Annotated in this window: 17 protein-coding genes; 5 read left to right on the top strand and 12 right to left on the bottom strand. The window is 61.7% G+C overall.

All coding sequences use genetic code 11. The features are described 5' to 3' along the window. Window positions 1–124: 124 nt before the first annotated feature. Both JET17_RS11715 and JET17_RS11710 read left to right on the top strand, forming a co-directional pair. Window positions 125–1,810 carry a lactate permease LctP family transporter gene (locus tag JET17_RS11715; protein ID WP_012314188.1) on the top strand — a complete coding sequence of 562 codons (1,686 nt, stop codon included), beginning with the start codon at window positions 125–127 and terminating at the stop codon, window positions 1,808–1,810. A 61-nt stretch (window positions 1,811–1,871) separates the two neighbouring features. Continuing rightward, the gene (locus tag JET17_RS11710; RefSeq protein WP_004577328.1) at window positions 1,872–3,116 is read left to right on the top strand and encodes a malic enzyme-like NAD(P)-binding protein; all 1,245 of its coding nucleotides are present in this window, start codon (window positions 1,872–1,874) and stop codon (window positions 3,114–3,116) included. Between the two features lie 14 nt (window positions 3,117–3,130). Here JET17_RS11710 and JET17_RS11705 read toward each other — a convergent pair whose 3' ends face one another. The 12 genes from JET17_RS11705 to JET17_RS11650 form a co-directional block, all read right to left on the bottom strand. Next, window positions 3,131–3,853, bottom strand: a complete 723-nt coding sequence (locus tag JET17_RS11705; RefSeq protein ID WP_042111395.1) for an LrgB family protein — start codon at window positions 3,851–3,853, stop codon at window positions 3,131–3,133. Further along, window positions 3,850–4,251 (bottom strand): CidA/LrgA family protein, encoded by a 402-nt coding sequence (locus tag JET17_RS11700; RefSeq protein ID WP_012314186.1) that lies wholly within the window; start codon window positions 4,249–4,251, stop codon window positions 3,850–3,852. Before JET17_RS11700 ends, JET17_RS11705 begins: the two co-directional genes overlap by 4 nt. Window positions 4,252–4,702: 451 nt before the next feature. Continuing rightward, window positions 4,703–5,722 carry an aldo/keto reductase gene (locus tag JET17_RS11695; RefSeq protein WP_012314185.1) on the bottom strand — a complete coding sequence of 340 codons (1,020 nt, stop codon included), beginning with the start codon at window positions 5,720–5,722 and terminating at the stop codon, window positions 4,703–4,705. 97 nt (window positions 5,723–5,819) lie between these two features. Continuing rightward, window positions 5,820–6,191, bottom strand: coding sequence for a 4-carboxymuconolactone decarboxylase (gene pcaC, locus JET17_RS11690; RefSeq protein ID WP_012314184.1), 372 nt, complete (start codon window positions 6,189–6,191; stop codon window positions 5,820–5,822). A 61-nt stretch (window positions 6,192–6,252) separates the two neighbouring features. Beyond that, entirely contained in the window at window positions 6,253–7,266 is a 1,014-nt protein-coding gene (proX, locus tag JET17_RS11685) for a glycine betaine/L-proline ABC transporter substrate-binding protein ProX (protein ID WP_012314183.1), read from the bottom strand. A gap of 75 nt (window positions 7,267–7,341) precedes the next feature. Beyond that, window positions 7,342–8,256 (bottom strand): ABC transporter permease, encoded by a 915-nt coding sequence (locus JET17_RS11680; protein ID WP_012314182.1) that lies wholly within the window; start codon window positions 8,254–8,256, stop codon window positions 7,342–7,344. Beyond that, window positions 8,249–9,427, bottom strand: a complete 1,179-nt coding sequence (locus JET17_RS11675) for a quaternary amine ABC transporter ATP-binding protein (RefSeq protein ID WP_012314181.1) — start codon at window positions 9,425–9,427, stop codon at window positions 8,249–8,251. The genes JET17_RS11680 and JET17_RS11675 overlap by 8 nt, the downstream gene beginning before the upstream one ends. 233 nt (window positions 9,428–9,660) lie before the next feature. Beyond that, the gene (locus JET17_RS11670) at window positions 9,661–10,488 is read right to left on the bottom strand and encodes an alpha/beta fold hydrolase (RefSeq protein WP_012314180.1); all 828 of its coding nucleotides are present in this window, start codon (window positions 10,486–10,488) and stop codon (window positions 9,661–9,663) included. Window positions 10,489–10,506: 18 nt separating this feature from the next. Then, window positions 10,507–11,571, bottom strand: a complete 1,065-nt coding sequence (locus JET17_RS11665; protein ID WP_012314179.1) for an LLM class flavin-dependent oxidoreductase — start codon at window positions 11,569–11,571, stop codon at window positions 10,507–10,509. A gap of 39 nt (window positions 11,572–11,610) precedes the next feature. After that, window positions 11,611–13,122, bottom strand: a complete 1,512-nt coding sequence (locus JET17_RS11660; RefSeq protein ID WP_012314178.1) for an aldehyde dehydrogenase — start codon at window positions 13,120–13,122, stop codon at window positions 11,611–11,613. A gap of 25 nt (window positions 13,123–13,147) precedes the next feature. Beyond that, window positions 13,148–14,119 (bottom strand): flavin reductase family protein, encoded by a 972-nt coding sequence (locus JET17_RS11655; protein WP_012314177.1) that lies wholly within the window; start codon window positions 14,117–14,119, stop codon window positions 13,148–13,150. A 159-nt stretch (window positions 14,120–14,278) separates the two neighbouring features. Continuing rightward, window positions 14,279–16,072 (bottom strand): helix-turn-helix domain-containing protein, encoded by a 1,794-nt coding sequence (locus JET17_RS11650; RefSeq protein WP_012314176.1) that lies wholly within the window; start codon window positions 16,070–16,072, stop codon window positions 14,279–14,281. Between the two features lie 142 nt (window positions 16,073–16,214). Here JET17_RS11650 and JET17_RS11645 point away from each other — a divergent pair, with 142 nt between their 5' ends. The 3 genes from JET17_RS11645 (at window position 16,215) to JET17_RS11635 (ending at window position 19,815) form a co-directional block, all read left to right on the top strand. Then, window positions 16,215–16,805 carry an amino acid synthesis family protein gene (locus tag JET17_RS11645; RefSeq protein ID WP_012314175.1) on the top strand — a complete coding sequence of 197 codons (591 nt, stop codon included), beginning with the start codon at window positions 16,215–16,217 and terminating at the stop codon, window positions 16,803–16,805. 124 nt (window positions 16,806–16,929) lie between these two features. Then, on the top strand, window positions 16,930–18,402 hold the full coding sequence (locus JET17_RS11640; protein WP_012314174.1) for an NAD-dependent succinate-semialdehyde dehydrogenase: 1,473 nt from the start codon (window positions 16,930–16,932) through the stop codon (window positions 18,400–18,402). A gap of 21 nt (window positions 18,403–18,423) precedes the next feature. Further along, on the top strand, window positions 18,424–19,815 hold the full coding sequence (locus tag JET17_RS11635; protein WP_012314173.1) for an aspartate aminotransferase family protein: 1,392 nt from the start codon (window positions 18,424–18,426) through the stop codon (window positions 19,813–19,815). The last annotated feature ends 236 nt before the right edge of the window (window positions 19,816–20,051 follow it).

The following is a 20,051-nucleotide window of genomic DNA, read 5'->3' as shown; positions in this document are numbered from 1 at the left end:
CCGACAGGATCTGGCTTGCCAGCGAGGAGGCATTGCTCACCGTCATACACATTCGACCAGCTAACCCCGTCGAAACATCCGCATCACCCTTACAAGCTATCAACAATAAAAAGAGGCTTTTAACATGCAAACTTGGGAACAGATGTACACTCCCCTCGGCAGCCTGGGCTTGTCAGCCCTGGTCGCGCTGATCCCGATCATTTTCTTCTTTATTGCTCTCGCCGTCTTTCGCATGAAAGGCTATATCGCCGGCACCATCACCTTGGTGTTGTCGATCCTCGTCGCCACCCTGGCCTACGACATGCCCCTGGACATGGCCTTTGCCGCTGCCGGTTACGGCTTCGCCTATGGTCTGTGGCCAATCGCCTGGATCATTGTCGCGGCCGTATTCCTCTACAAGCTTACGGTCAAGAGCGGTCAGTTCGAGGTGATTCGCAGCTCGGTGCTCTCGATCACCGATGACCAGCGCCTGCAGGTACTGCTGATCGGCTTCTCCTTCGGGGCTTTCCTCGAAGGTGCGGCCGGCTTTGGCGCGCCAGTGGCGATCACCGGCGCCCTGCTTGTGGGGCTGGGTTTCAATCCGCTGTACGCCGCCGGGCTGTGCCTGATCGCCAACACCGCACCGGTGGCCTTCGGTGCTTTAGGTGTGCCGATTATCGTTGCTGGGCAAGTGACTGGCATCGACGCGTTCAAGATTGGCGCCATGGCCGGACGCCAACTGCCGCTGCTGTCGGTCATCGTACCGTTCTGGCTGGTAGCGATCATGGATGGTTGGCGCGGCGTCAAAGAAACCTGGCCTGCCGCGTTGGTGGCCGGTGCGAGCTTTGCCATCACTCAGTACCTGACCTCGAATTACATCGGCCCGGAACTGCCGGATATCACCTCGGCGCTGGTCAGCATCGTCTCGCTGACGCTGTTCCTCAAGGTCTGGCAGCCGACCCGTGCCGCCGATCGTGAGGTGGTCAGCGTGTCCGGCGGTGCGGCGGTCATGGGCGGTTTCTCCGGCCCTCGCGGCAGTACGCCGTCGCCGTATAGCTTCGGGCAGATCCTCAAGGCTTGGTCGCCGTTCCTGATCCTCACTGTGCTGGTAACCATCTGGACGCTCAAACCATTCAAGGCGATGTTCGCCCCAGGTGGCGCGCTCGAGCAGTTGGTGCTGATGTTCAAGATTCCGCACCTGGACCAACTGGTGATGAAGGCCGCACCCATCGTCGCCCAACCTACCCCAATGGCGGCGGTGTATAAGTTCGACTTGGTGTCGGCGGGTGGTAGTGCAATCTTACTGTCGGCGCTGGTCTCGATGTTTGTCCTGCGCATCAACTGGAAGACCGGACTGGTCAGCTTTAAGGAGACCCTGGTCGAACTCAAGCTACCGATCCTGTCCATCGGCATGGTGCTGGCTTTCGCCTTCGTCACCAACTATTCCGGTATGTCTACCACCTTGGCGCTGGTGCTGGCCGGTACTGGCGCGGCGTTCCCGTTCTTCTCGCCGTTCCTGGGCTGGCTGGGGGTATTCCTGACCGGCTCCGACACCTCGTCCAATGCCCTGTTCGGCTCGCTGCAAGCCACCACCGCGCACCAGATTGGCGTCAGCGACACCCTGCTGGTCGCTGCCAATACCAGTGGCGGCGTAACCGGCAAGATGATCTCGCCGCAGTCGATCGCTGTGGCGTGTGCTGCCACCAGCATCGTCGGCAAGGAGTCGGATCTGTTCCGCTTCACCTTGAAGCACAGCCTGATCTTTGCCGCCATCATCGGTCTGATCACCCTGTCCCAGGCATACGTGTTCACCGGCATGCTGGTGCACTGATACCCACCGGGCGCCGGGTTCACCGGCGCCTTTCCACCCCAATCATGATCGGTGAGAACCCATGACCTCCAATTTCAAGCAAGCAGCCCTGGACTATCATGAACATCCCACGCCAGGGAAAATCCGTATCGAACTGAGTAAGCCGGCCAACACCGCCAACGATCTTGCCTTGGCTTACAGCCCAGGCGTCGCCGAGCCAGTAAGGGCTATCGCTGCCTGCCCAGATGATGCGTACCGCTATACCAGCAAGGGCAACTTGGTCGCCGTTATCAGCAACGGTTCGGCGATCCTCGGCCTCGGCAACCTCGGCCCGCTGGCCAGTAAGCCAGTGATGGAGGGTAAAGCACTGCTCTTCAAGCGCTTTGCGGACATCGATTCGGTAGATATCGAGGTCAAGGCCACGACGCCCGAGACGTTTATCGATACCGTGGCACGCATAGCCGACACGTTCGGTGGCATCAACCTTGAAGATATCAAGGCGCCGGACTGCTTCGAGATTGAGCAGAAATTGATTGAGCTGTGCGACATCCCTGTCTTCCACGACGACCAACATGGCACGGCGATCGTGACTGCGGCCGGTCTACTCAATGCGCTAGAAATCCAGGACAAGCGCTTAGAGGACGCTCGCATCGTTTGTCTTGGTGCCGGTGCGGCAGCAACCGCTTGCATGAACCTGCTGGTTGCACTCGGCGCCCGTCGCGACAAGCTGTATATGCTGGACCGTCAAGGCGTGATCCACTCTGGTCGTGAAGGTCTCGATCCGCACAAGTTGGCATTCGCCAATGACTCAGGAGCACGCACCCTGGACGAGGCCTTGCAAGGCGCCGATGTATTCTTGGGTCTGTCTGGTGCGAACCTGTTGACCCCTGAGGCACTCGGCAATATGGCAGCGAGGCCAATCCTGTTTGCCTGCTCCAACCCTGACCCAGAGATTAGCCCTGAGTTGGCCAAATCCGTGCGTGACGATCTGATCATCGCCACCGGTCGGTCTGACTACCCCAACCAAGTGAATAACGTGCTGGGCTTCCCATTCATCTTCCGTGGTGCCCTGGATGTGAGGGCTCGACATATCAATGAAGCGATGAAAATTGCGGCGGTAGAGGCACTGCGACAGTTGGCCAAAACCCCGGTCCCAAGTGACGTACTGCAGGCCTATCAACTGGACAGTCTGGCATTTGGCCGGGATTACATCTTGCCCAAACCGATGGATGCCCGCTTGCTGGTAGCGATTTCGAGCGCAGTCGCCAAGGCTGCAGTCGAGTCAGGCGTTGCCCGCCTGCCATACCCGGCGCATTACCCCGTATAGGGGTAAAGCAACACTCAGGCAGGCCACAGGGAACTGATCAGGGGGACGATCACTGCGGTCAACAGTCCATTAAGGCCAATGCCGACCGCCGCGAACGCAGCCCCCAACCCACTGAGCGGAGCAATCTGCGCGGCGGCTACCCCACTGCCGGCGACCCCAGCAGCCAGCCCATGGGCACGCCAGTCGTCGACACGTAGCCAACCCAACACACTCCGCCCCAAGACTGCGGCTACGATTCCCCCGGCAATGGCCAGGCTGGCGGTCAATGCGGGGACTCCCCCAACTTCCTCCGCCAATGCCATGGCGATTGGCGTAGTGACCGATTTGGGTGCCATAGAAAGCGCCACACTCCGATCCCCTCCCAGTAACCAGACCAGCACAACACCGCTGAGCGTCGTGGTGAGCGAACCGGCCAGGAGGGCCAACCCCACCCCACTCAAGCTGCGCCTCACATGGCTGAGGTTAAGTGCGAGTGGTACCGCAAGTGCGACAGTTGCTGGTCCCAAGAGGAAATTGATGAACTGCGCACCAGCATAGTAGGTGTCGTAGTCGGTCCCGGTCGCTTGCAATACCACGACCATCAATACGATGGCTATCAACACGGGGTTCGCCCAGGCGGCCCCTGCACATCGGCGTTGCACCTGTTGACCGACCACGAAGGCTAACAACGACAGTGACAGCCATAACAGAGGAGAGACTGCCAATGGTGTCCATAACGCAAGCAATGAACTAATCATGCCCGATCCTCTTCACTCGCCGATGCTTGACGCCGTTCAGCCAGACGCGTCAGGTGATGCATCACCATGCCAGTGACCACCAGGCCAAGCAGTGTAGAAACTAGAAGGCCGACCACAATCGGTATCCAGTCTCGCTCGAGTACACCCAACTCGGCCACAATACCTACGCCAGCCGGTACAAACAGCAATCCCATGTTACCGATCAGCGACTGCGCCACTTGCGTCAACGGCGCCGGTGCCCCATCACTTGGGACAATCCAATGGTTGGCAAAAGTGACCAGTGCCACTGCAAGCAGGAACATACCAATCACTGGCCCAGGTAACGGCAGATGGAACAGGCGCCGGGCAATTTCCCCCAGCAGTTGTGCACCGATGAGCATGGCGAAAGCAGCGGGCATATGAACCTCAGTCTAAGAAGTTGCGACCCGCGACCAGTCTAAAAACCTGAGCCACCCAGAGGTTGAAGACCAGTACAATGGACCGAACAGAGTCAGAACATGGCCCGTTCCCCTTTGCATCTGGAAGGACCGACGAGGTCATGCTGGCCTTTCGGGGGCGCGCTGAAAACCACCCGACTGGCAAATGATTTGTGCGGAAAGGGTATTTGAATGGGTATCCGCTGTGGAGAAGACATGGATACTTTGGCGAGCACGCTTTCTGACCTTTCAAAGGCAACGCTGCAGGGTTGATCGCTACCACCACAGCCCGCTGGCCAATCGCTTGCTTGCTACCCTACTTCGCCTCATACCCCCGGCCACGGTGGCCTGGCCGGGTAGCGTCAATATCGACATTGAACGCCAGCAAGTTGGTCTGCTCGCCATCCAAGTGAAGCTTACGATCGGCGGGACATTAGCGCCCAGGCAAGGGAGAACTGAAACGCCCCTCGACCGGATAGCTAGGGTCAGTGTAGTGCGGCGTGGAGCAATGCCCGGGCGGTACCAGGCTGTCGACGAAGCACTCGTCCTGCTCCTCGATACGCACCTGCAATGCTTCTAGGTAACCGTACCACTGCGCCTCGGTGCGAGGCCCGGCGATGACCGAGCTCACGCAGCGGTTGTTGAGGACCCAGGCCAGAGCAAAGGCAGCGCTGCTGGTGCCGCGTGAGGCGGCGTGGGCGGCGACCGATTGGGCAATGTGCAGGGATTCGCGCCGCCATTCGGTTTGGCGGATGCGCTGGTCGCCGCGCCCTGCCCGGCTGTCCGACGGTGGCGGGCCGTCTGGAGCGTACTTGCCGGTCAGAACACCTCGCGCCAGCGGGCTGTAAGGCACAACACCCAAACCGTAGTGATGGGCGGCAGGCAAATGCTCGATCTCAACGCTGCGGTTGACCAGGTTATACAGCGGCTGGCTGGCCACCGGCCGGTCCAGGCTCATATCGTCGGCCAGACGCACCACTTCGGCAATGTACCAACTGCGGAAGTTTGACACCCCGAAATAACGTACCTTCCCCTGGCGGATCAGGTCGCCGACGGCGCGCACGCCTTCTTCCAAGGTCACACCGGGAACGGCACGGTGGAAGTAAAGGATGTCGAGGTAGTCGGTGCCGAGGCGCTTGAGGCTCGCCTCGACGACTTGGTTGATCCACTTGCGCGACTGGCCCTGGCGGTTCGGGGCAGTATCGACGGGTGAGCCGAACTTGCTGGCCAGCACCCAGTCGTCGCGCTGGGAGGCGATGCCCCGGCCGACGATACACTCGGCGGCACCGCCGGTGTAAACGTCGGCGGTGTCGATGAAGTTGACACCCTGGGCATGGGCGTGGGCAATGATGCGCTGGGCGGTCGGTTCGTCGGTCGCGCCGCCGAACATCATGGTACCCAGGCACAAGGGGGAGACCTTCAGGGCGCTGTGGCCCAAGTAGCGGTAGTCCATGAATATCACCGTGGGAAGGGTTGGAAGTGTGCCTGCAGCGGCTGAGTCACGGGGCGAACTCGCGATAGCGCTGACGCGAGAGCCCCGTGCCAGGGCATCAACCCTGCTGGAACACCTCACGGGCACAGCGGAAGCTGTCCACCGCCGCCGGCACCCCTGCGTAGATCGCCGCCTGCAGGAACACCTCGCGGATTTCCTCCTTGCTCACCCCATTATTCAGCGCACCACGAATGTGAAGCTTAAGCTCATGAGGCCGGTTAAGCGCAGTCATGAAGGCCAGGTTGAGCAGGCTACGGGTGCGCCGGTCCAGGCCCGGTCGGTTCCATACATCGCCCCAGCAGTATTGCGACACCAGTTCCTGCATCGGCATGCCGAACTCATCAGCGTTGGCCAGGGCGGCGTCCACGTAGGCGTCGCCTAACACTTCACGACGGGTCTGCAGCCCGCGTTCAAACAATTCCTGATTCATGCAAGGTTCTCCGTTTCGATACTGGATAAGCGCCGGGGCGCCAGCCGCCCCGGCGTGACTGTCACTTGGCCGCGGCGATCCACTGATCGAACTGCGCCTGGTTGGCGCCGATCCACTGGTCGGCAAGCTTGCGGATCATTTCCGGCGAGCCGCCCTCCTTGCCGATCGCTGCCTCCCACTGCGACCACACGGCGGTGGGGAAATGCACCTGCTGCATCAGTTGCCGGATCGCCGGGTTATCGGCGAGGAACTGCTTGTTCGCCACCGTGTGGTAGTTCCACGACCCCATGGCCATACGGCACGGGTTGGCATCGCCGGCGCAGCCCTCGACGTCCTTGACCAGCGCCGAGCCGTCGTTGGGAATGTCCGGCGGCAGCGCGTCCTTGGGCGTAGGCAGCCACAGCACGTCGCTACCTGGGACCAGCGCATTGGTCACCCACGACGGGCTCCAGGCGTAGAAGAACACTGGTTTGCCGCCCTTGACCTTGGTCACCACGTCGGCCATCAGCTCCTCGTACTTGCCACGCACCTGGCGCACCGTGCCGGTCAGCTCGAAAGCCTTCATCTGGTAGTCGATCACCTTGCCACAGCTCCACGCCGGGTCGCAGCTGGTCAGCTCGGCCTTGCCACTGGAGCCGAACAACGCGGCGACCTTTGGATCTTTCAACTGTTCCAGGGTGGTGATGTTGTTGGCCAGTGCGGTCTTCTTGTCGATCAAGTAGCCGTTGATGCCACCGCCAATGATCATCCCCTCTCCCACCAGTTCGGCGTCCTTTGCCACGGCGCGAAAACCTGGTTCGCGCTGCGGCAGGGTGATATCGGTGCCGATGTCCATGTCACGTTGGGCTACGGCGGGAAAGAACAGGGTGTTGTCCAGGGTGACCAGCTTGACCTTGTATCCCAGCGCCTTGAAGGCGTCGGAGACGATCTGCGCCACCACATAGTTACCGCCCAAGCTGCTGTCCTGGGCATAGCGGATGGTCCGGCCATCGCCAGGCAACCCCTCGGCTCGGGCGGTGCCCGTCAGGGCCAATAGTACGGCGGCACAGGCGAGCGTCTTGTGAAACATGTTCATCGTTGTCTACCTTCTTTTTATGCTCGTTATCGGGTTGTGACACACACGCAAACGCATCAAGCAAGGTGCTGCGGCTCAGCGCCCCTGGGACAGCAGGCGCTCTCCGCGCAGGCAGCGGCGGAGCACGCTTTTAAAGGTCAGGGCCTTGCCTGACCGGGGCGCGCCCAGTGCCTGGGAGAACCGGTCAAGCATGATCGCCAGCAGCACAATGGCGATGCCGCCGACCGCCGCGCCACCGACGTCGAGTCGGCCGATGCCCTGCAGCACCACCAGGCCCAAGCCCTCGGCGCCGATCATCGAGATCACCACCGACATCACCATCGCGGTCAGCACCGTCTGGTTCAGGCCGCCGAGGATGGTCGGCATCGCCAGCGGGAGTTGCACCTCCCACAACAGCTGCCACTTGTTGGCACCGAACGCCTGGCCGGCCTCGACGATCTCGCTGTCGACCATGCAGATGCCCAACTGGGTGAAGCGGATCAATGGCGGCATCGCCGCGGTGGCCACCGCTACTTCACCGGGAACATTGCCGACACCGAACAGCATCACCACCGGTACCAGGTACACGAAGGTCGGCGTGGTCTGCATCACGTCCAGTACTGGACGCACCACCATCCATGCCCCAGGGCTGCGTGCGCACCAGATGCCGATAGGGATACCAATTACCGCGCAGAACACGATGGCGGTGGTGATCAGCGACAGTGTGGTCATCGCCTCCGACCACACCCCAAGCACCGCGATGGTCACGTAAGCGGCAACGCTAAAGAGCGCCACGCGAAGGTTGGCCAGGCGCCAGAACAGCACGAAGGTCAACAGCACCATCACCGGGAACGGCATGGCATGGAAGGCGCCGTCGACGAAGTTGAGCAACTGCTCGATTGGCCACTTCAGGCTGGAGAACAGCGGACGGAAGTTCTCCGCCAGCCACTGCACACCGTTTTGTATCCAGTCGGCGATGGGGAACACCGCCAGGTCGTTGGCTTCAAGCATGTCGCACCTCCACGCCCTGTGCGGCGCCAATACGGGCGAGAATATGCCCCGCATCCAGGAACCCGAGCAGTCGCCCGGACTCGTCCGTGACTCCCACTGGTTGGCCACCAATGCACTGCGGTGCGACGTCCACCAGCCGTGCCGTGCTCGGCACGCAAGTGAAGCCTGCAGCCGGCTGCGGCGCCTGCTGGCCGCTGCGGGCTAGGGCAACCTGCTGCTGGCTGAGGATGCCCAGTAGCCGCTGCTCGCCATCGACCAGGAACCCCGGTCCCTGGCTGTTGGCACCCAGCAAGGTGCGGCCTTCGCCACGCCACACCGGCGTAAGCACGGTCATCACGGAAGCGGCGTCGAACACCCGGGCGCGGTCGACCTCGCGGGTGAAGCCGGCCACGTACTCGCTGCCCGGTTCCATGACAATTGACTGCGGCGTGCCCTCGCGGACCACCCGGCCTTCGGACATGATGGCAATGCGTGAGCCGAGCTTGAGCGCTTCCTGGAAGTCGTGGGTGATGAACAGGATGGTCTTGTTCAGGGTGCGTTGCAGGCGCAGCAGTTCATCCTGCATCTCGGTGCGGATCAATGGATCGAGGGCGCTGAACGCCTCATCCATGATCAGCACGTCGGCGTCGGTGGCCAGTGCCCGGGCCAGGCCAACACGTTGACGCATGCCGCCGCTGAGCTCATGGGGCATGTGGTAGGCCCACTTGCTCAAGCCCACCACCGCCAACACTTCCTCGGCTCGGGCGCGGCGCTGGGCCGGCGCGGTGCCGCGCATCTTCAGACCGAACTCGACGTTCTCGATCACCCGCCGGTTGGGCAGCAGGCCGAAGTGCTGGAACACCATGGAGATCCGGGAGCGGCGCACCTCGCGCAGGCCCGCTTCGTCCAGCGCGCAGAGGTCCTCGCCGTCAAGCAGGATGCGTCCGGCGCTGGGCTCGTTGAGGCGATTGATGCAGCGCGCCAGAGTAGATTTGCCCGAGCCGGACAGGCCCATGATCATGTAGATCGAGCCGGACGGGATGCGCAGCGACACGTCGTCCACGCCCACCACCTGGCTCAGGGTGTCCAGCACCTCGGCGCGACCCTTGCCTTCGCGCAGCATCGCTAGCGCTGGGCCGGGTTTGTCGCTGAACACCTTGTAGAGATTCTCAATGACCAGTCGGTCAGTCATGGCTGCGACTCCTCGTGCAAGTTCGGATGGCCCGCGAACTGAGTTCGCGGGGACACGGCAGTCGATGAAGGCCCGGCCTCACGCAAGGCGGCCAGGTGGAGGGATATCGAACCGCTTTTTATTCGGGGGATGCGTTTTTCGATGTTCATTGCCAGCACTCTCGTAGCAAACAGAATCTCACTGACCGGACCGACACCCCCCGCCGCAGCGAGTTTGGTGGCGTGTCCGTCCACTCACTGATCGTCCATGAAGAACTCATGCAATAGGCCGGCGACCTGCTGCGGTGCCTCGATCAGGATCGAGTGGCGCAACCCCGGCAGGATTTCAAGCCTGGAGCCTGGGATGCATTCGTGCATGAAAGTCGCCATGCGCGGGTTAGAGCCCTGGTCCTGCTCGCCGGTGGCGATCAGGGTAGGTACCTGGATTTGGTCGATGAAACCGCCATAGTCGGTCTCAGCCAGCACCCGGTACGCTGCCGCATAGCACTGAGGGTCGTTCTCGGCGTCACGCTGGCGCAGGCAGGCGATTAGTTCCGGATTGCGCGCCTGGAAGTCCTCCGACAGCCAGCGAGACAGCGAGGCATCATGGTGCGAGCCGCGTTCGCCCTCCTGCAACGCCGCCAGACGCTCCAGTACCCGCGTGCGTTCCTCGCGGGTGCGCCCAGAGACCGTGGCCAGCAGCGCCAGGCGCCGCAGCCGGTGCGGGTGCTGTAAGGCCAGGCGCTGGGCAATCAGGCCGCCCAGGGAGAAACCGGCCAGGTCGAAGGTGTCGAAGCCCACGTGAGCGGCCAACGCCAAGGTGTCGCCGACGAAGTCGTCGATCTCGTAGCGGCCGTACACCCGCGAGGAACGCCCGTGGCCGCGCAGGTCGAAGGTGAGGATGCGAAAGTCCTCGACCAGGTGGCTGGCAACCGCGTCCCAGGCTTCCAGGTATGAGCCCACACCGTGGATGCATACCAGCGGGCGCGGGCCGCGCCCCTGCAGGCGGTAGTTCAGTTCGATGCCGCCGGTGGCCAGGGTGCCCTGGATCATGCCCGATGGGTCGGAGGTTTGCGTCAGCATATGCGCTCCCTGTCCGTCTCAATCGGCCTGACGCGCGGCGGCGCGACGGGCGAAATGCGGCATGACTTCGTCGATGAACAGGCGCAGCGTCTTCTCCTGCAACTCGAACGGGAGGTTGAAGGCCAACCCCAGGCAGAACTGGTCGACCCCTTGCGCCTCGTACAATTCCAGCTTGCGGATGATCTCGTCAGGGGTACCGAACATCAGGTTCTCACGGATCGCCTCGGGGTTGTAGCTATCGCGGTTGGCCACCAGTTCATAGGGTACCGCCTCGGGGAAGCCGTTGTTCACGGTGCCGATGTTCTGCATCAGGTTCTCGAAGGCGCGCCCGTAGTCGATGCTGTGGCGCACGGCCACTTCCCAGTCCTGCTCACGGTCGTAGACACAGGTGCGGCGCTGCATCATGAAGCGCGGGCGCGGTACCTCGGGATGGTCGGCCACCGCCTTGCGGAACTTCTCACCCAGTACGACGACTTCGCTGGCCGGTGCTGACAACGGCGTGGAGAGGATGTTGGCGCCGACACTGACGGCCCAGTCAAAGCTTGCCGGATCACGTGTGGCTACCCAGATTGGCGGGTGTGGCTGCTGCAGCGGCTTGGGTACCGAGGTCGCGACCGGGAACTTCCAGTAATGGCCGTCGTGGGCATAATCTCCCTGCCAGAGCTTTTTCACTGCCGGCAACAACTCTTTCATGTAGGCCACCCCTTCTTGCTGCGGGATGCCGCCGGCCATGCGGTCGAACTCGTATTGGTAGGCACCGCGGGCGATGCCGAACTCCAGGCGCCCACCTGTCAGGTGGTCACACAAGGCGGACTCACCCGCCAGGCGTATCGGCGACCAGTACGGCGCCACCAGCGTCGAGGTGCCGAGACGAATGTTCTGCGTGTGCTGGGCCAGCCAGGTCAGCGTAATGAATGGGTTGGGCGAGATCGTGCACTCGAGCGTATGGTGCTCGGCGGTCCACAGGGTCTCGAAGCCACCCTCATCGGCCATGCGCACCAGCTTGAGGAAGTTGTGGATCTTGTCGCTCATCCGCTCCTCGGGGTTGAAGCGCTCCATGCTCAGGGAAACTGCGAATTTCATTGTTGTTGTCTCCAGTCGTGTGGGGTTGGGCAAGCGCAATCAGCGCAGGCGGATGACGAATGGGTCTTGCAAGGTCTCGGAATAGTCCACCAGCACGTTTTTCAGGCGCGAGAACTCACGCATCACCTCGAAACCGCCGCGAATGCCATAGCCGCTGTTTTTCATGCCGCCGTTCGACGACATATAGGCCGTCGAGCGATAGGTGTTGATCCAGACCGTGCCGGCGTCGACGTCACGGGCAAAGCGCATGGCGCGGCTAATGTCTCGGGTCCAAACACCGGCGGCAAGGCCGTACTCGGTGTCGTTGGCCAGTTCGATCAGTTGCGCCTCGGTATCGAAGGGCACGACCCCGACCACCGGGCCGAAGATTTCATCGCGCATGAAGCGCATGTCGTTGCGCGCATCGACGATGACCGTCGGTTCGAAGTACCAGCCACCGTCTCGCACCGCTTCAGCCGCGCGCCGACCGCCCACGGCGACCCGGGCCCCTTCTCGGATCGCTGAATCGACGTAGTGCTCGACTTTCTCCAACTGCGCGGCCAGCGCCAGCGGGCCGATATCGGTGTCTTCCATGGTCGGGTGGCCGACCTTGATCCGCCGTGCGCGCTCGACCAGCGCATCGACGAACGCGGGATAGATCGAGGACTCGACAAAGCAGCGCGAGCCAGCGACGCAGGTCTGCCCGGCGGCGGCGAACACACCGGCGACCACGCCGTTGACCGCATATTCGATGTTGGCGTCGGCGAACACCACATGGGGTGATTTACCGCCCAGTTCCATCTGGCACGACACCAGGTTCTGCGCCGCATTGGCGGCGATTTTGCGGCCAGTGGCAGTGCTGCCGGTAAACACCAATTTGGCAACGCCGGGGTGGCGACTGAGCGCCTCGCCGGTCGTCGGGCCGTCGCCCGTCACCACGTTGATCACTCCCGGCGGAATACCGGCCTGGATCGCCAGTTCGGCCAACGCCAAGGTCGATGCGCTGGTGTGTTCGGACGGTTTGATGACGACGGTGTTACCGATCGCCAAGCACGGTGCCAGGGTGCCGGTGAGCAGCATCAACGGCGAGTTCCAAGGCGTGATCATGGCCACCACGCCAATCGGCTCACGCAGGTTGTAGTTCAGCGCATCGAGCTTATTGACCGGGATGGTGTCGCCCTGCAGCTTGTCGGCCATGCCGGCGAAGTAGTAGAACGAGTCAGGCAGGCCGCGCATCTGCGCCACCATTTCCTTGAGCAGCTTGCCGTTGTCGCGGCACTCGATGCGCGCCAACTCGTCGGCATGAACCGCAACCAGCTCACCCAGTCGGCGCACCAGCTTGCCGCGCTCAGTTTGCGTCATGCGACGCCAGGCAGCGCCTTTCAATGCGGCCTGTGCGCTACGTACCGCTGCATCAACGTCCCGAGCATCGGCCTGGGAAAATTCGTACCAGGGTTGCCCGGTGGTCGGGTCAAAACTGGGCAGGAACTCGCCGCTCTGGGCGACGGTGAACTGGCCGTCGATGAACAGTTGCTGCCGGGAGCCTTGCAGGCTTTGCAGTGTGGTTTGCATGTGTGATCAACTCCTGATTTCTGACTCAGTAGGCTTTGTCCCAGCTCTGCGCGCTGCCGACCATCGCGACACGCCCGCCCTCCTGGGAGTCCATGTAGATGCCGAAGCTGCCGCGCTCGGTCTCACGCGCATAGCGCTGCAACATGGCGCGTATCTCGTGGGAGATAATGGTTTCGTAGGGCAGTTGATCGAGGGAGAAGAAGTGCAGCGAAGGCGGCAACGCACCCTCCAGCAGCGACTCGCCCAGTTTGGCGCGATAGATCAGATAACCCGGGTCGTTATCGGCGGTGTCGAACACCGAATAGAGGAAGGTGTCATCGGGCAACAGAGCCAACTCGCCGCCCACGGACAGCGGCAGACGGCCGTCCTTGAGTCGACGCGAAGCGGTCGGCAGCACCCAGCCGCCCTTGCCATCCTCGGCCAGGAGCAAGCGCCCTTCGGATTCGATCAGGTAGCCGGTGATCATGTCGCTCGCCGAGAGCCAGCCCGGTGGCAGCGGGTCCTTGACCTGGGCATAGCGGCCGCGACAGAAACCCAACGGCGCCTCTGGGCTGGTACCGAACGCCTGGACCTGGCCGAGCAGGATGATATGGTCACCAGCATCGATGCACTGGTGCACCGTGCAGTCGAACCAGGTCAGGCAATCGGTCAGCACCGGTGCCCCGGTGTGCACCGCGACGTGGCTAACCTGGTCGAATTTGTCGGGGGCTTTGGAGGCGAAGACGTTGGAAAGCGCGACCTGCCCTTCGTGCAGCAGGTTGACGGCAAAGCTGTCGGCCTGCAGGAACACCGGATAGCTCGCTGCACCCTTGCCAATGCACACCAGCAGCAACGCCGGATCAAGCGAAACGGAGGTGAACGAATTGGCCGTCATGCCCCTTGGGCTGCCCTGCTCGTCACGGGTTGTGACCACGGTTACCCCGGTGACGAACGTACCGAAGGCACGGCGCAGGGCCATTGGGTCTATCGTCTTGTATTCGTGTTCAACGGTCTGCATGTCACTCACCTCAAGAATGCCGTTGCATTGATTGAGGTCAACTATAGGGACGGTGACAGGCAGGGTTCTTCCTAGGTATGGAGGAATAATCGGTTATTTATTCTCGGTTTAAGAGCAAAGCAGACTACCCCTGCGCCTCACCCGAGGTAGTCCTGCCCCTCATCTTTTGCCGAGTTCTGCGCCGGTAGTCAGTTGGTGTAACTGCAGCGCTAGTTCAAGGGCGAAACGCCGCTCAGGAGTATCGAAGTCCAGACCGAACAGCTCTTGAATCCGTGCCAGCCGGTAACGCAGCGTGGTCACGTGCAAGCCCATCGCATCGGCGGCCAACTGGCTGCGACAACCTGAGCGCAGGTAAGCCGTCACGGTCTCCAGGTAAGGTGCAGAGTTGCGCTTGTCATACTCGATCAGCTTGCCCAGAGTGCCGCTAATGAAGTGCCGCACATCGGTGGCGTCGGCGGCGCCGATGAGCAGCGGTAGCGCACCCAGGTCCGGCATTTCGAGCATGCCGCTGCGCCCGTAGTCACGGGCCACGCGGATCATCCGCCAACAGCGCTCCCACTCGATGGCCAAAGGCTCGAGCCCCTCGAACGTTTCTCCCAGCACCACGATCGGCTCATGGCCTAGCACACGCCCGAGGGCATCGGCGATACGCCGGCCAAACCGCGCTTGCACCGCCACCTGCTCGGCGTCTACCGGCAGTAGACAAACCAGGCCGCTACCTAGGGTGACCATGTGCATGGGCACTTGCAACTGCTTGGCCAGGCCGGAAACCTGCCGACTGCATTCGAGCATCAGATTGTTTCGATGGCTTCCATGACCTGCAAAATCCACGACTAACATGCGCAGCGGCGCGGCCAACGGCAAGCCGAGGCGCCGGGCGCGCGCGAGGACATCCTCCGAATCGCGGAAGCGGCGCTCGACGATCTCGGAAAACAACTCGGTCAGGGTGCGGGTCTCAAAGCGGTAGCGGATCACGCTGCGCATCAATTGCACGCTCAAGGCGAAGCAGGCGTTCTCCAGGAGCAGCTTGCGCAGGGTGTCGGGCGGCGCATCACCCACGACCAGCAGCGCACCGACCTGTTCATCATCCACCGTCAGCGCTTCGATGTGCGCCGCGAGCCGATGCTCTCCCTCAAGCGGCAGCATCACCTGACCGTCACGCTGATGCTGCAAGGTGTCGTGAATGTAGCCCAGCAGTTCGCGCCCGCCGCTGCCAGCCAGCCAGCGTGTCCATTGCGTGTCGTCGTACAGCGCCGGCAAGGCCGAAGCCGAGCCGACCACGTGGCCGGCGGAGAAATCCGCCACCAGTACCGCACCACCGAGCAACTCTCCCAGGGTGGCGGCCAAGGCTTGCAACGAGTCGCCCGCCAGCACGTTGCGTAACAGCGAACGCTGCGAACCGAGGATGCGTTGTAACTGCTCATTGGCTTCCAGTTGCGCACGGCGTCGATGGGCACGGTCCACCGCGATCGCCCCCAGATCAACCACCGCGGCCATGAAGGTCAGGTCCTCCTCGGCCACCTCCCTGACCGAGCGAGAAATGACAGTGAGCACCATCGGACGTCCTTCAGCGTCGCTGCTGGGCATCGGCAGGGCCAGTACGGTTCGGTAGTTGCGTGCCAGGGCGTCACGCCGATAGCCCGGAAAGCGTGTCGTGTGCTGGGCATCGCGGATGTAGACCGGCTCCCCACTCTGCAACGCGATTAGCGAGGGACTGGTCGCCAGTTCCCAGCGGTCCTGCATTTTCTGCGGCAAACGGCTGCTCTCATACCGTGCCATGACCACACCGTAACCGTGAGCGAGATCAATGCACATCACAGACCCTAGATCCCAGCCGCCTTGCTGGCAGGCTGAGCGGGTCAACTCACCGAGCAACGATTCCAGGTCCTCGTCGGAACTGATCTGGCTCGCCACCCGCCGCAACGCCGTGATTTTTTCTTGTTGTTCAGGCATCGGGGACCCCTTCCACCGATAAGGATTAATCGAATCAGAGGAAAAATAACAGAATCTTGCGATGGTTCGACGGAAGATTCGCTCCGAATCAGTGACTAGCATGGCCTTCAATTCCACATGGCCCACTGTCCTGGAGGCTTTGATGCCCGCTGATATCCGCAAGATCGTGACGTTTATCGAAACTACCCATCAGGAAGGCGGCAAGGACGCACCCAGGCCGATTACCTCGGTGGTTGTCGCGGCCGTGCTGCGCAACCCTTGGGCCGGCGAAGGTTTCGTCGAAGACCTGAGTCCCGAGATCGTTCGCCTGGCACCCGAGTTGGGCAAAATGATGTCCGCGGCGCTGGTGGCCCACCTGCCCAAAGAGCACGTACAGGCCTATGGGAAAGCCGCGGTGGTGGGCACCAGCGGCGAGATCGAGCACGCCGCCGCACTGATCCACACCCTGCGCTTTGGCGACGTGTACCGCGAGGCGGTGGATGGCACGGCGTTTCTCAGCTTCATCAACACCCGGGTTGGCGCGGGCGCGTTGCTCAGCGTACCGATGATCCACAAGTCCGAGACGGGTAAGCGCTCGCACTTCATCACCTCCACCTTCCAGATCGCCGACGCACCTGGCCCTGACGAGATTGTCATCGCCATTGGTGCCAGTGATGGCGGGCGTGTCCACCCACGCATCGGCGATCGATTCAAGGACCTGGAAGATATTGCCGCAGAACGCAAGCGTGCCTGACATCCCGCATGAACATCTGACGACTGTTCCTTTGCGTCGGCAGTTCCACACGCGGGATCCACATCCCGCGTAATGCTCGCCGCATGAGCAAACCCTCACGCCGGAAAAACCGAGGCAAAAAATAATGAAAAATCGTGCAACGGCAGCGTTACAACAGTTGAGCCGTCCAGATCTCCTGGAACTGCGTGCCTACATAGCAGGGCAATGGATTCATGGCGAAGGACACTTGGCCGTCACCGATCCTGCTACCGACGAGGTCATTGCCCACGTCGCCCATTGCGACGAGCACTGGATCGACCGTGCAGTGGAGGCGGCCAGCGAAGCCTTCGTCAGTTGGCGTGCACTGCTGCCAGCTCAGCGCGGCAATCTGCTGCGCAAATGGGCAGCGCTGACCCGTGAGCATTGCCAGTACCTTGCGACCATCATGTCGGCCGAGCAAGGCAAGCCCTACGCCGAGTCCCTCGGTGAGATCGACTACGGTGCCAACTTCCTGGAGTGGTTCGCAGCAGAAGGCGAGCGCAGCTACGCAGAATCGATCCCTAGCCATCTGCCGGGTAGTCAGCTCACTACCCGGCTGCAACCCATTGGCGTCACTGCAGCAGTCACGCCTTGGAATTTTCCGAACGCTATGATCACCCGCAAAGCCGGCGCGGCACTTGCAGCCGGCTGCCCGATGATCATCAAGCCGGCGCCAGAAACGCCCCTTTCCGCGCTCGCCTTGGCGAGGCTCGCCGAAGAAGCCGGGCTCCCGGCCGGGGTATTCCAGGTGGTCACCGGCGACGCGCCGAAACTGTCCAAGCAGTTGCTTCAGCACACCGAGGTGAGAGCCTTCAGCTTCACTGGCTCTACCGAAGTCGGCCGGATTCTGCTGCGCCAGTCCGCCGACACGGTGAAAAAGGTCTCGCTTGAACTGGGTGGGCACGCGCCTTTCATTGTCTTCGATGACGCCGACGTGAACGAAGCCGCCACAGCGTGCATCGCCGCCAAGTTTGCCACTTCTGGCCAGGACTGTCTGGCCGCCAACCGCATCTACGTGCAGCGCAGCCACTATGACGCCTTCGTCACCGAGTTCACTCGGCTGGCCAAGTCACTGCGTGTCGGTCACGGCCTGGCAGAGGGTGTGGATATCGGCCCGATGACGCGTGTCAGCGTTGCCAACAAATGCCGTGACCATATTGGCAATGCGATTTCGCTGGGCGCACGGCTGATGTGCGGTGGCCTGGATCACAACCTGGGCAGCAGTTTCGTCCTGCCGACCGTGCTAGCGGATGTCACCGATGAAATGGACATCGCGTTTGAAGAAACCTTCGGCCCGGTCGCGGCGATCCTACCGTTCGACAGCGAGCATGAGGTCGTTCAGCGCGCCAATGAAACCGAGTACGGCCTGGCGGCTTATGTCTACACCAATGATCTGAAGCGCGCGGCGCGCGTCTCCGAGCAGTTGGAGTACGGCATGGTCGCGCTCAACACGGCGAAATTCACCGGAGCACCGATTCCTTTCGGTGGCTGGAAACAGTCCGGCCTGGGCCGGGAAGGCTCCAAACATGGCCTGGCCGAGTACATGGAACTTAAATACGTCTGCGTCGGCGGCCTTTGATCAAATAACAGGAGAACAACCATGGATAAGCAAAAGATCGACCTCGTTTCGGCCCAGGATCGTGGCGCGGTACTGCACCCGTTCACCCACCTGAAGGACTTCGCTTCCGGGAAACTGGGAGACCCAACAATCGTCGAGACCGGCAAAGGCATCACCATCACAGACGCGACCGGCCGTGAGTACATCGACGGCTTCGCCGGCTTGTATTGCATGAACGTCGGCTACGGCCGCACCGAGGTAGCCGAAGCCATCTCCCGCCAGGCCCACAAGCTCGCGTACTACCATACCTATGCCGCGCACACCACCGACGAGTTGGCGCGGCTGTCCGATCGGCTGGTAAAAATGGCCCCGGGCAAGATGAGCAAGGTGTTTTACGGCCTGTCGGGCTCCGACGCCAACGAAACCCAAGCCAAGCTGGTCTGGTACTACAACAACCTGCGTGGTCTGCCGAAGAAGAAAAAGATCATTTCCCGTGATCGCGGTTACCATGGCTGCTCAGTCGTTTCGGGCTCCATGACCGGTATGTCGTTCTACCACGACTTCATGGACCTGCCGGTCTCCGGTATCTTGCGAACCGGCGCTGCGCACTACTACTGGGGTGCCGAACCAGGTGAGACCGAACAACAGTTCTCGCAGCGTCGAGCTAACGAGCTGGAGGAACTGATCCTGCGCGAAGGCCCCGACACCATCGGTGCATTCATTGCCGAGCCGGTGCTGGGTACCGGCGGCATCACCCCACCACCCGCTGGATACTGGGCAGCCATTCAGCCGATCCTGAAAAAGTACGACATCCTGCTGATTGCCGATGAAGTCATCACCGGCTTCGGCCGTACCGGCGCCATGTTCGGCTGCGATAAGTACGACATCGAGCCTGACCTGATCACGGTAGCCAAGGGCCTGACCTCAGCCTATGCGCCGCTCTCCGCCTCGATCGTGGGTGAGAAGGTTTACAAGGTCATGGAGGAAGGTGCGGACAAAGTGGGGGCGTTCTCCCACGGCTACACCTATTCCGGTCACCCCATCGGGGTCGCAGCTGCCAATGCGGTGCTGGACATCGTCGAGCAGGAAGACATTCCGGGCAACGCGGCAAGGGTCGGCGAGTACTTCCAGAAGTCCATGCAGGAAACCTTCGGCGCGCTGCCGATCGTGGGTGAGGTGCGTGGCGTGGGCTTGATGGCGGCCATAGAGTTCGTCGCCGACCCGCTCACCAAGACGCGCCTGGACCCGTCGCTGAAAGTCGGTGCGCGTATTTCCAAGGCGGCCCGTGATCGCGGTCTGATCGCCCGTGCTATGCCGCATGGCGAAATCCTTGGCTTCGCACCACCACTGGTCACCACCCGAGAAGAAGTCGACCGGATAATCGACATTGCTCACCGTGCAGTCTTAAGTGTTATGGGCGAGCTCAAGATTTGACCTTGATGTGATCAGAATAGTCTGACCTGGTGTGGCGCTTCTCAAACACCGCTCGTAGCATCAGTAATGCCTGAAGCAATGGTATGACAACTGACTGAGCCACTGCTCTGATCGATGTGAGCGACGAAGAATGCAGCGAATTTCTTCGTCGCTCACATCAGCGCAAAAGCCGCGCCGAACCATGCTCCTCGAATGCAAGCGCAATCCAGATGAAGCTATCACCCTCCGACTTATGA

Source organism: Pseudomonas putida (genome assembly GCF_016406145.1).
GTDB classification, from domain to species: Bacteria; Pseudomonadota; Gammaproteobacteria; order Pseudomonadales; family Pseudomonadaceae; genus Aquipseudomonas; species Aquipseudomonas putida_E.
The sequence above is the reverse complement of the archived record's forward strand: the minus strand, read 5'-3'. Positions and strand labels throughout refer to the sequence as shown.

Excerpts from the sequence above, each read along its gene's own strand:
- JET17_RS11650 (WP_012314176.1), bottom strand. The coding sequence starts at position 16,072 with ATGCCTGAACAACAAGAAAAAATCACGGCGTTGCGGCGGGTGGCGAGC.
- JET17_RS11710 (WP_004577328.1), top strand. The coding sequence starts at position 1,872 with ATGACCTCCAATTTCAAGCAAGCAGCCCTGGACTATCATGAACATCCC.
- proX (WP_012314183.1), bottom strand. The coding sequence starts at position 7,266 with ATGAACATGTTTCACAAGACGCTCGCCTGTGCCGCCGTACTATTGGCC.
- JET17_RS11675 (WP_012314181.1), bottom strand. The coding sequence starts at position 9,427 with ATGACTGACCGACTGGTCATTGAGAATCTCTACAAGGTGTTCAGCGAC.
- JET17_RS11705 (WP_042111395.1), bottom strand. The coding sequence starts at position 3,853 with ATGATTAGTTCATTGCTTGCGTTATGGACACCATTGGCAGTCTCTCCT.
- JET17_RS11635 (WP_012314173.1), top strand. The coding sequence starts at position 18,424 with ATGGATAAGCAAAAGATCGACCTCGTTTCGGCCCAGGATCGTGGCGCG.
- JET17_RS11655 (WP_012314177.1), bottom strand. The coding sequence starts at position 14,119 with ATGCAGACCGTTGAACACGAATACAAGACGATAGACCCAATGGCCCTG.
- JET17_RS11715 (WP_012314188.1), top strand. The coding sequence starts at position 125 with ATGCAAACTTGGGAACAGATGTACACTCCCCTCGGCAGCCTGGGCTTG.
- JET17_RS11645 (WP_012314175.1), top strand. The coding sequence starts at position 16,215 with ATGCCCGCTGATATCCGCAAGATCGTGACGTTTATCGAAACTACCCAT.
- JET17_RS11695 (WP_012314185.1), bottom strand. The coding sequence starts at position 5,722 with ATGGACTACCGCTACTTGGGCCACAGCGCCCTGAAGGTCTCCCCCTTG.
- JET17_RS11680 (WP_012314182.1), bottom strand. The coding sequence starts at position 8,256 with ATGCTTGAAGCCAACGACCTGGCGGTGTTCCCCATCGCCGACTGGATA.
- pcaC (WP_012314184.1), bottom strand. The coding sequence starts at position 6,191 with ATGAATCAGGAATTGTTTGAACGCGGGCTGCAGACCCGTCGTGAAGTG.
- JET17_RS11665 (WP_012314179.1), bottom strand. The coding sequence starts at position 11,571 with ATGAAATTCGCAGTTTCCCTGAGCATGGAGCGCTTCAACCCCGAGGAG.
- JET17_RS11660 (WP_012314178.1), bottom strand. The coding sequence starts at position 13,122 with ATGCAAACCACACTGCAAAGCCTGCAAGGCTCCCGGCAGCAACTGTTC.
- JET17_RS11640 (WP_012314174.1), top strand. The coding sequence starts at position 16,930 with ATGAAAAATCGTGCAACGGCAGCGTTACAACAGTTGAGCCGTCCAGAT.
- JET17_RS11670 (WP_012314180.1), bottom strand. The coding sequence starts at position 10,488 with ATGCTGACGCAAACCTCCGACCCATCGGGCATGATCCAGGGCACCCTG.
- JET17_RS11700 (WP_012314186.1), bottom strand. The coding sequence starts at position 4,251 with ATGCCCGCTGCTTTCGCCATGCTCATCGGTGCACAACTGCTGGGGGAA.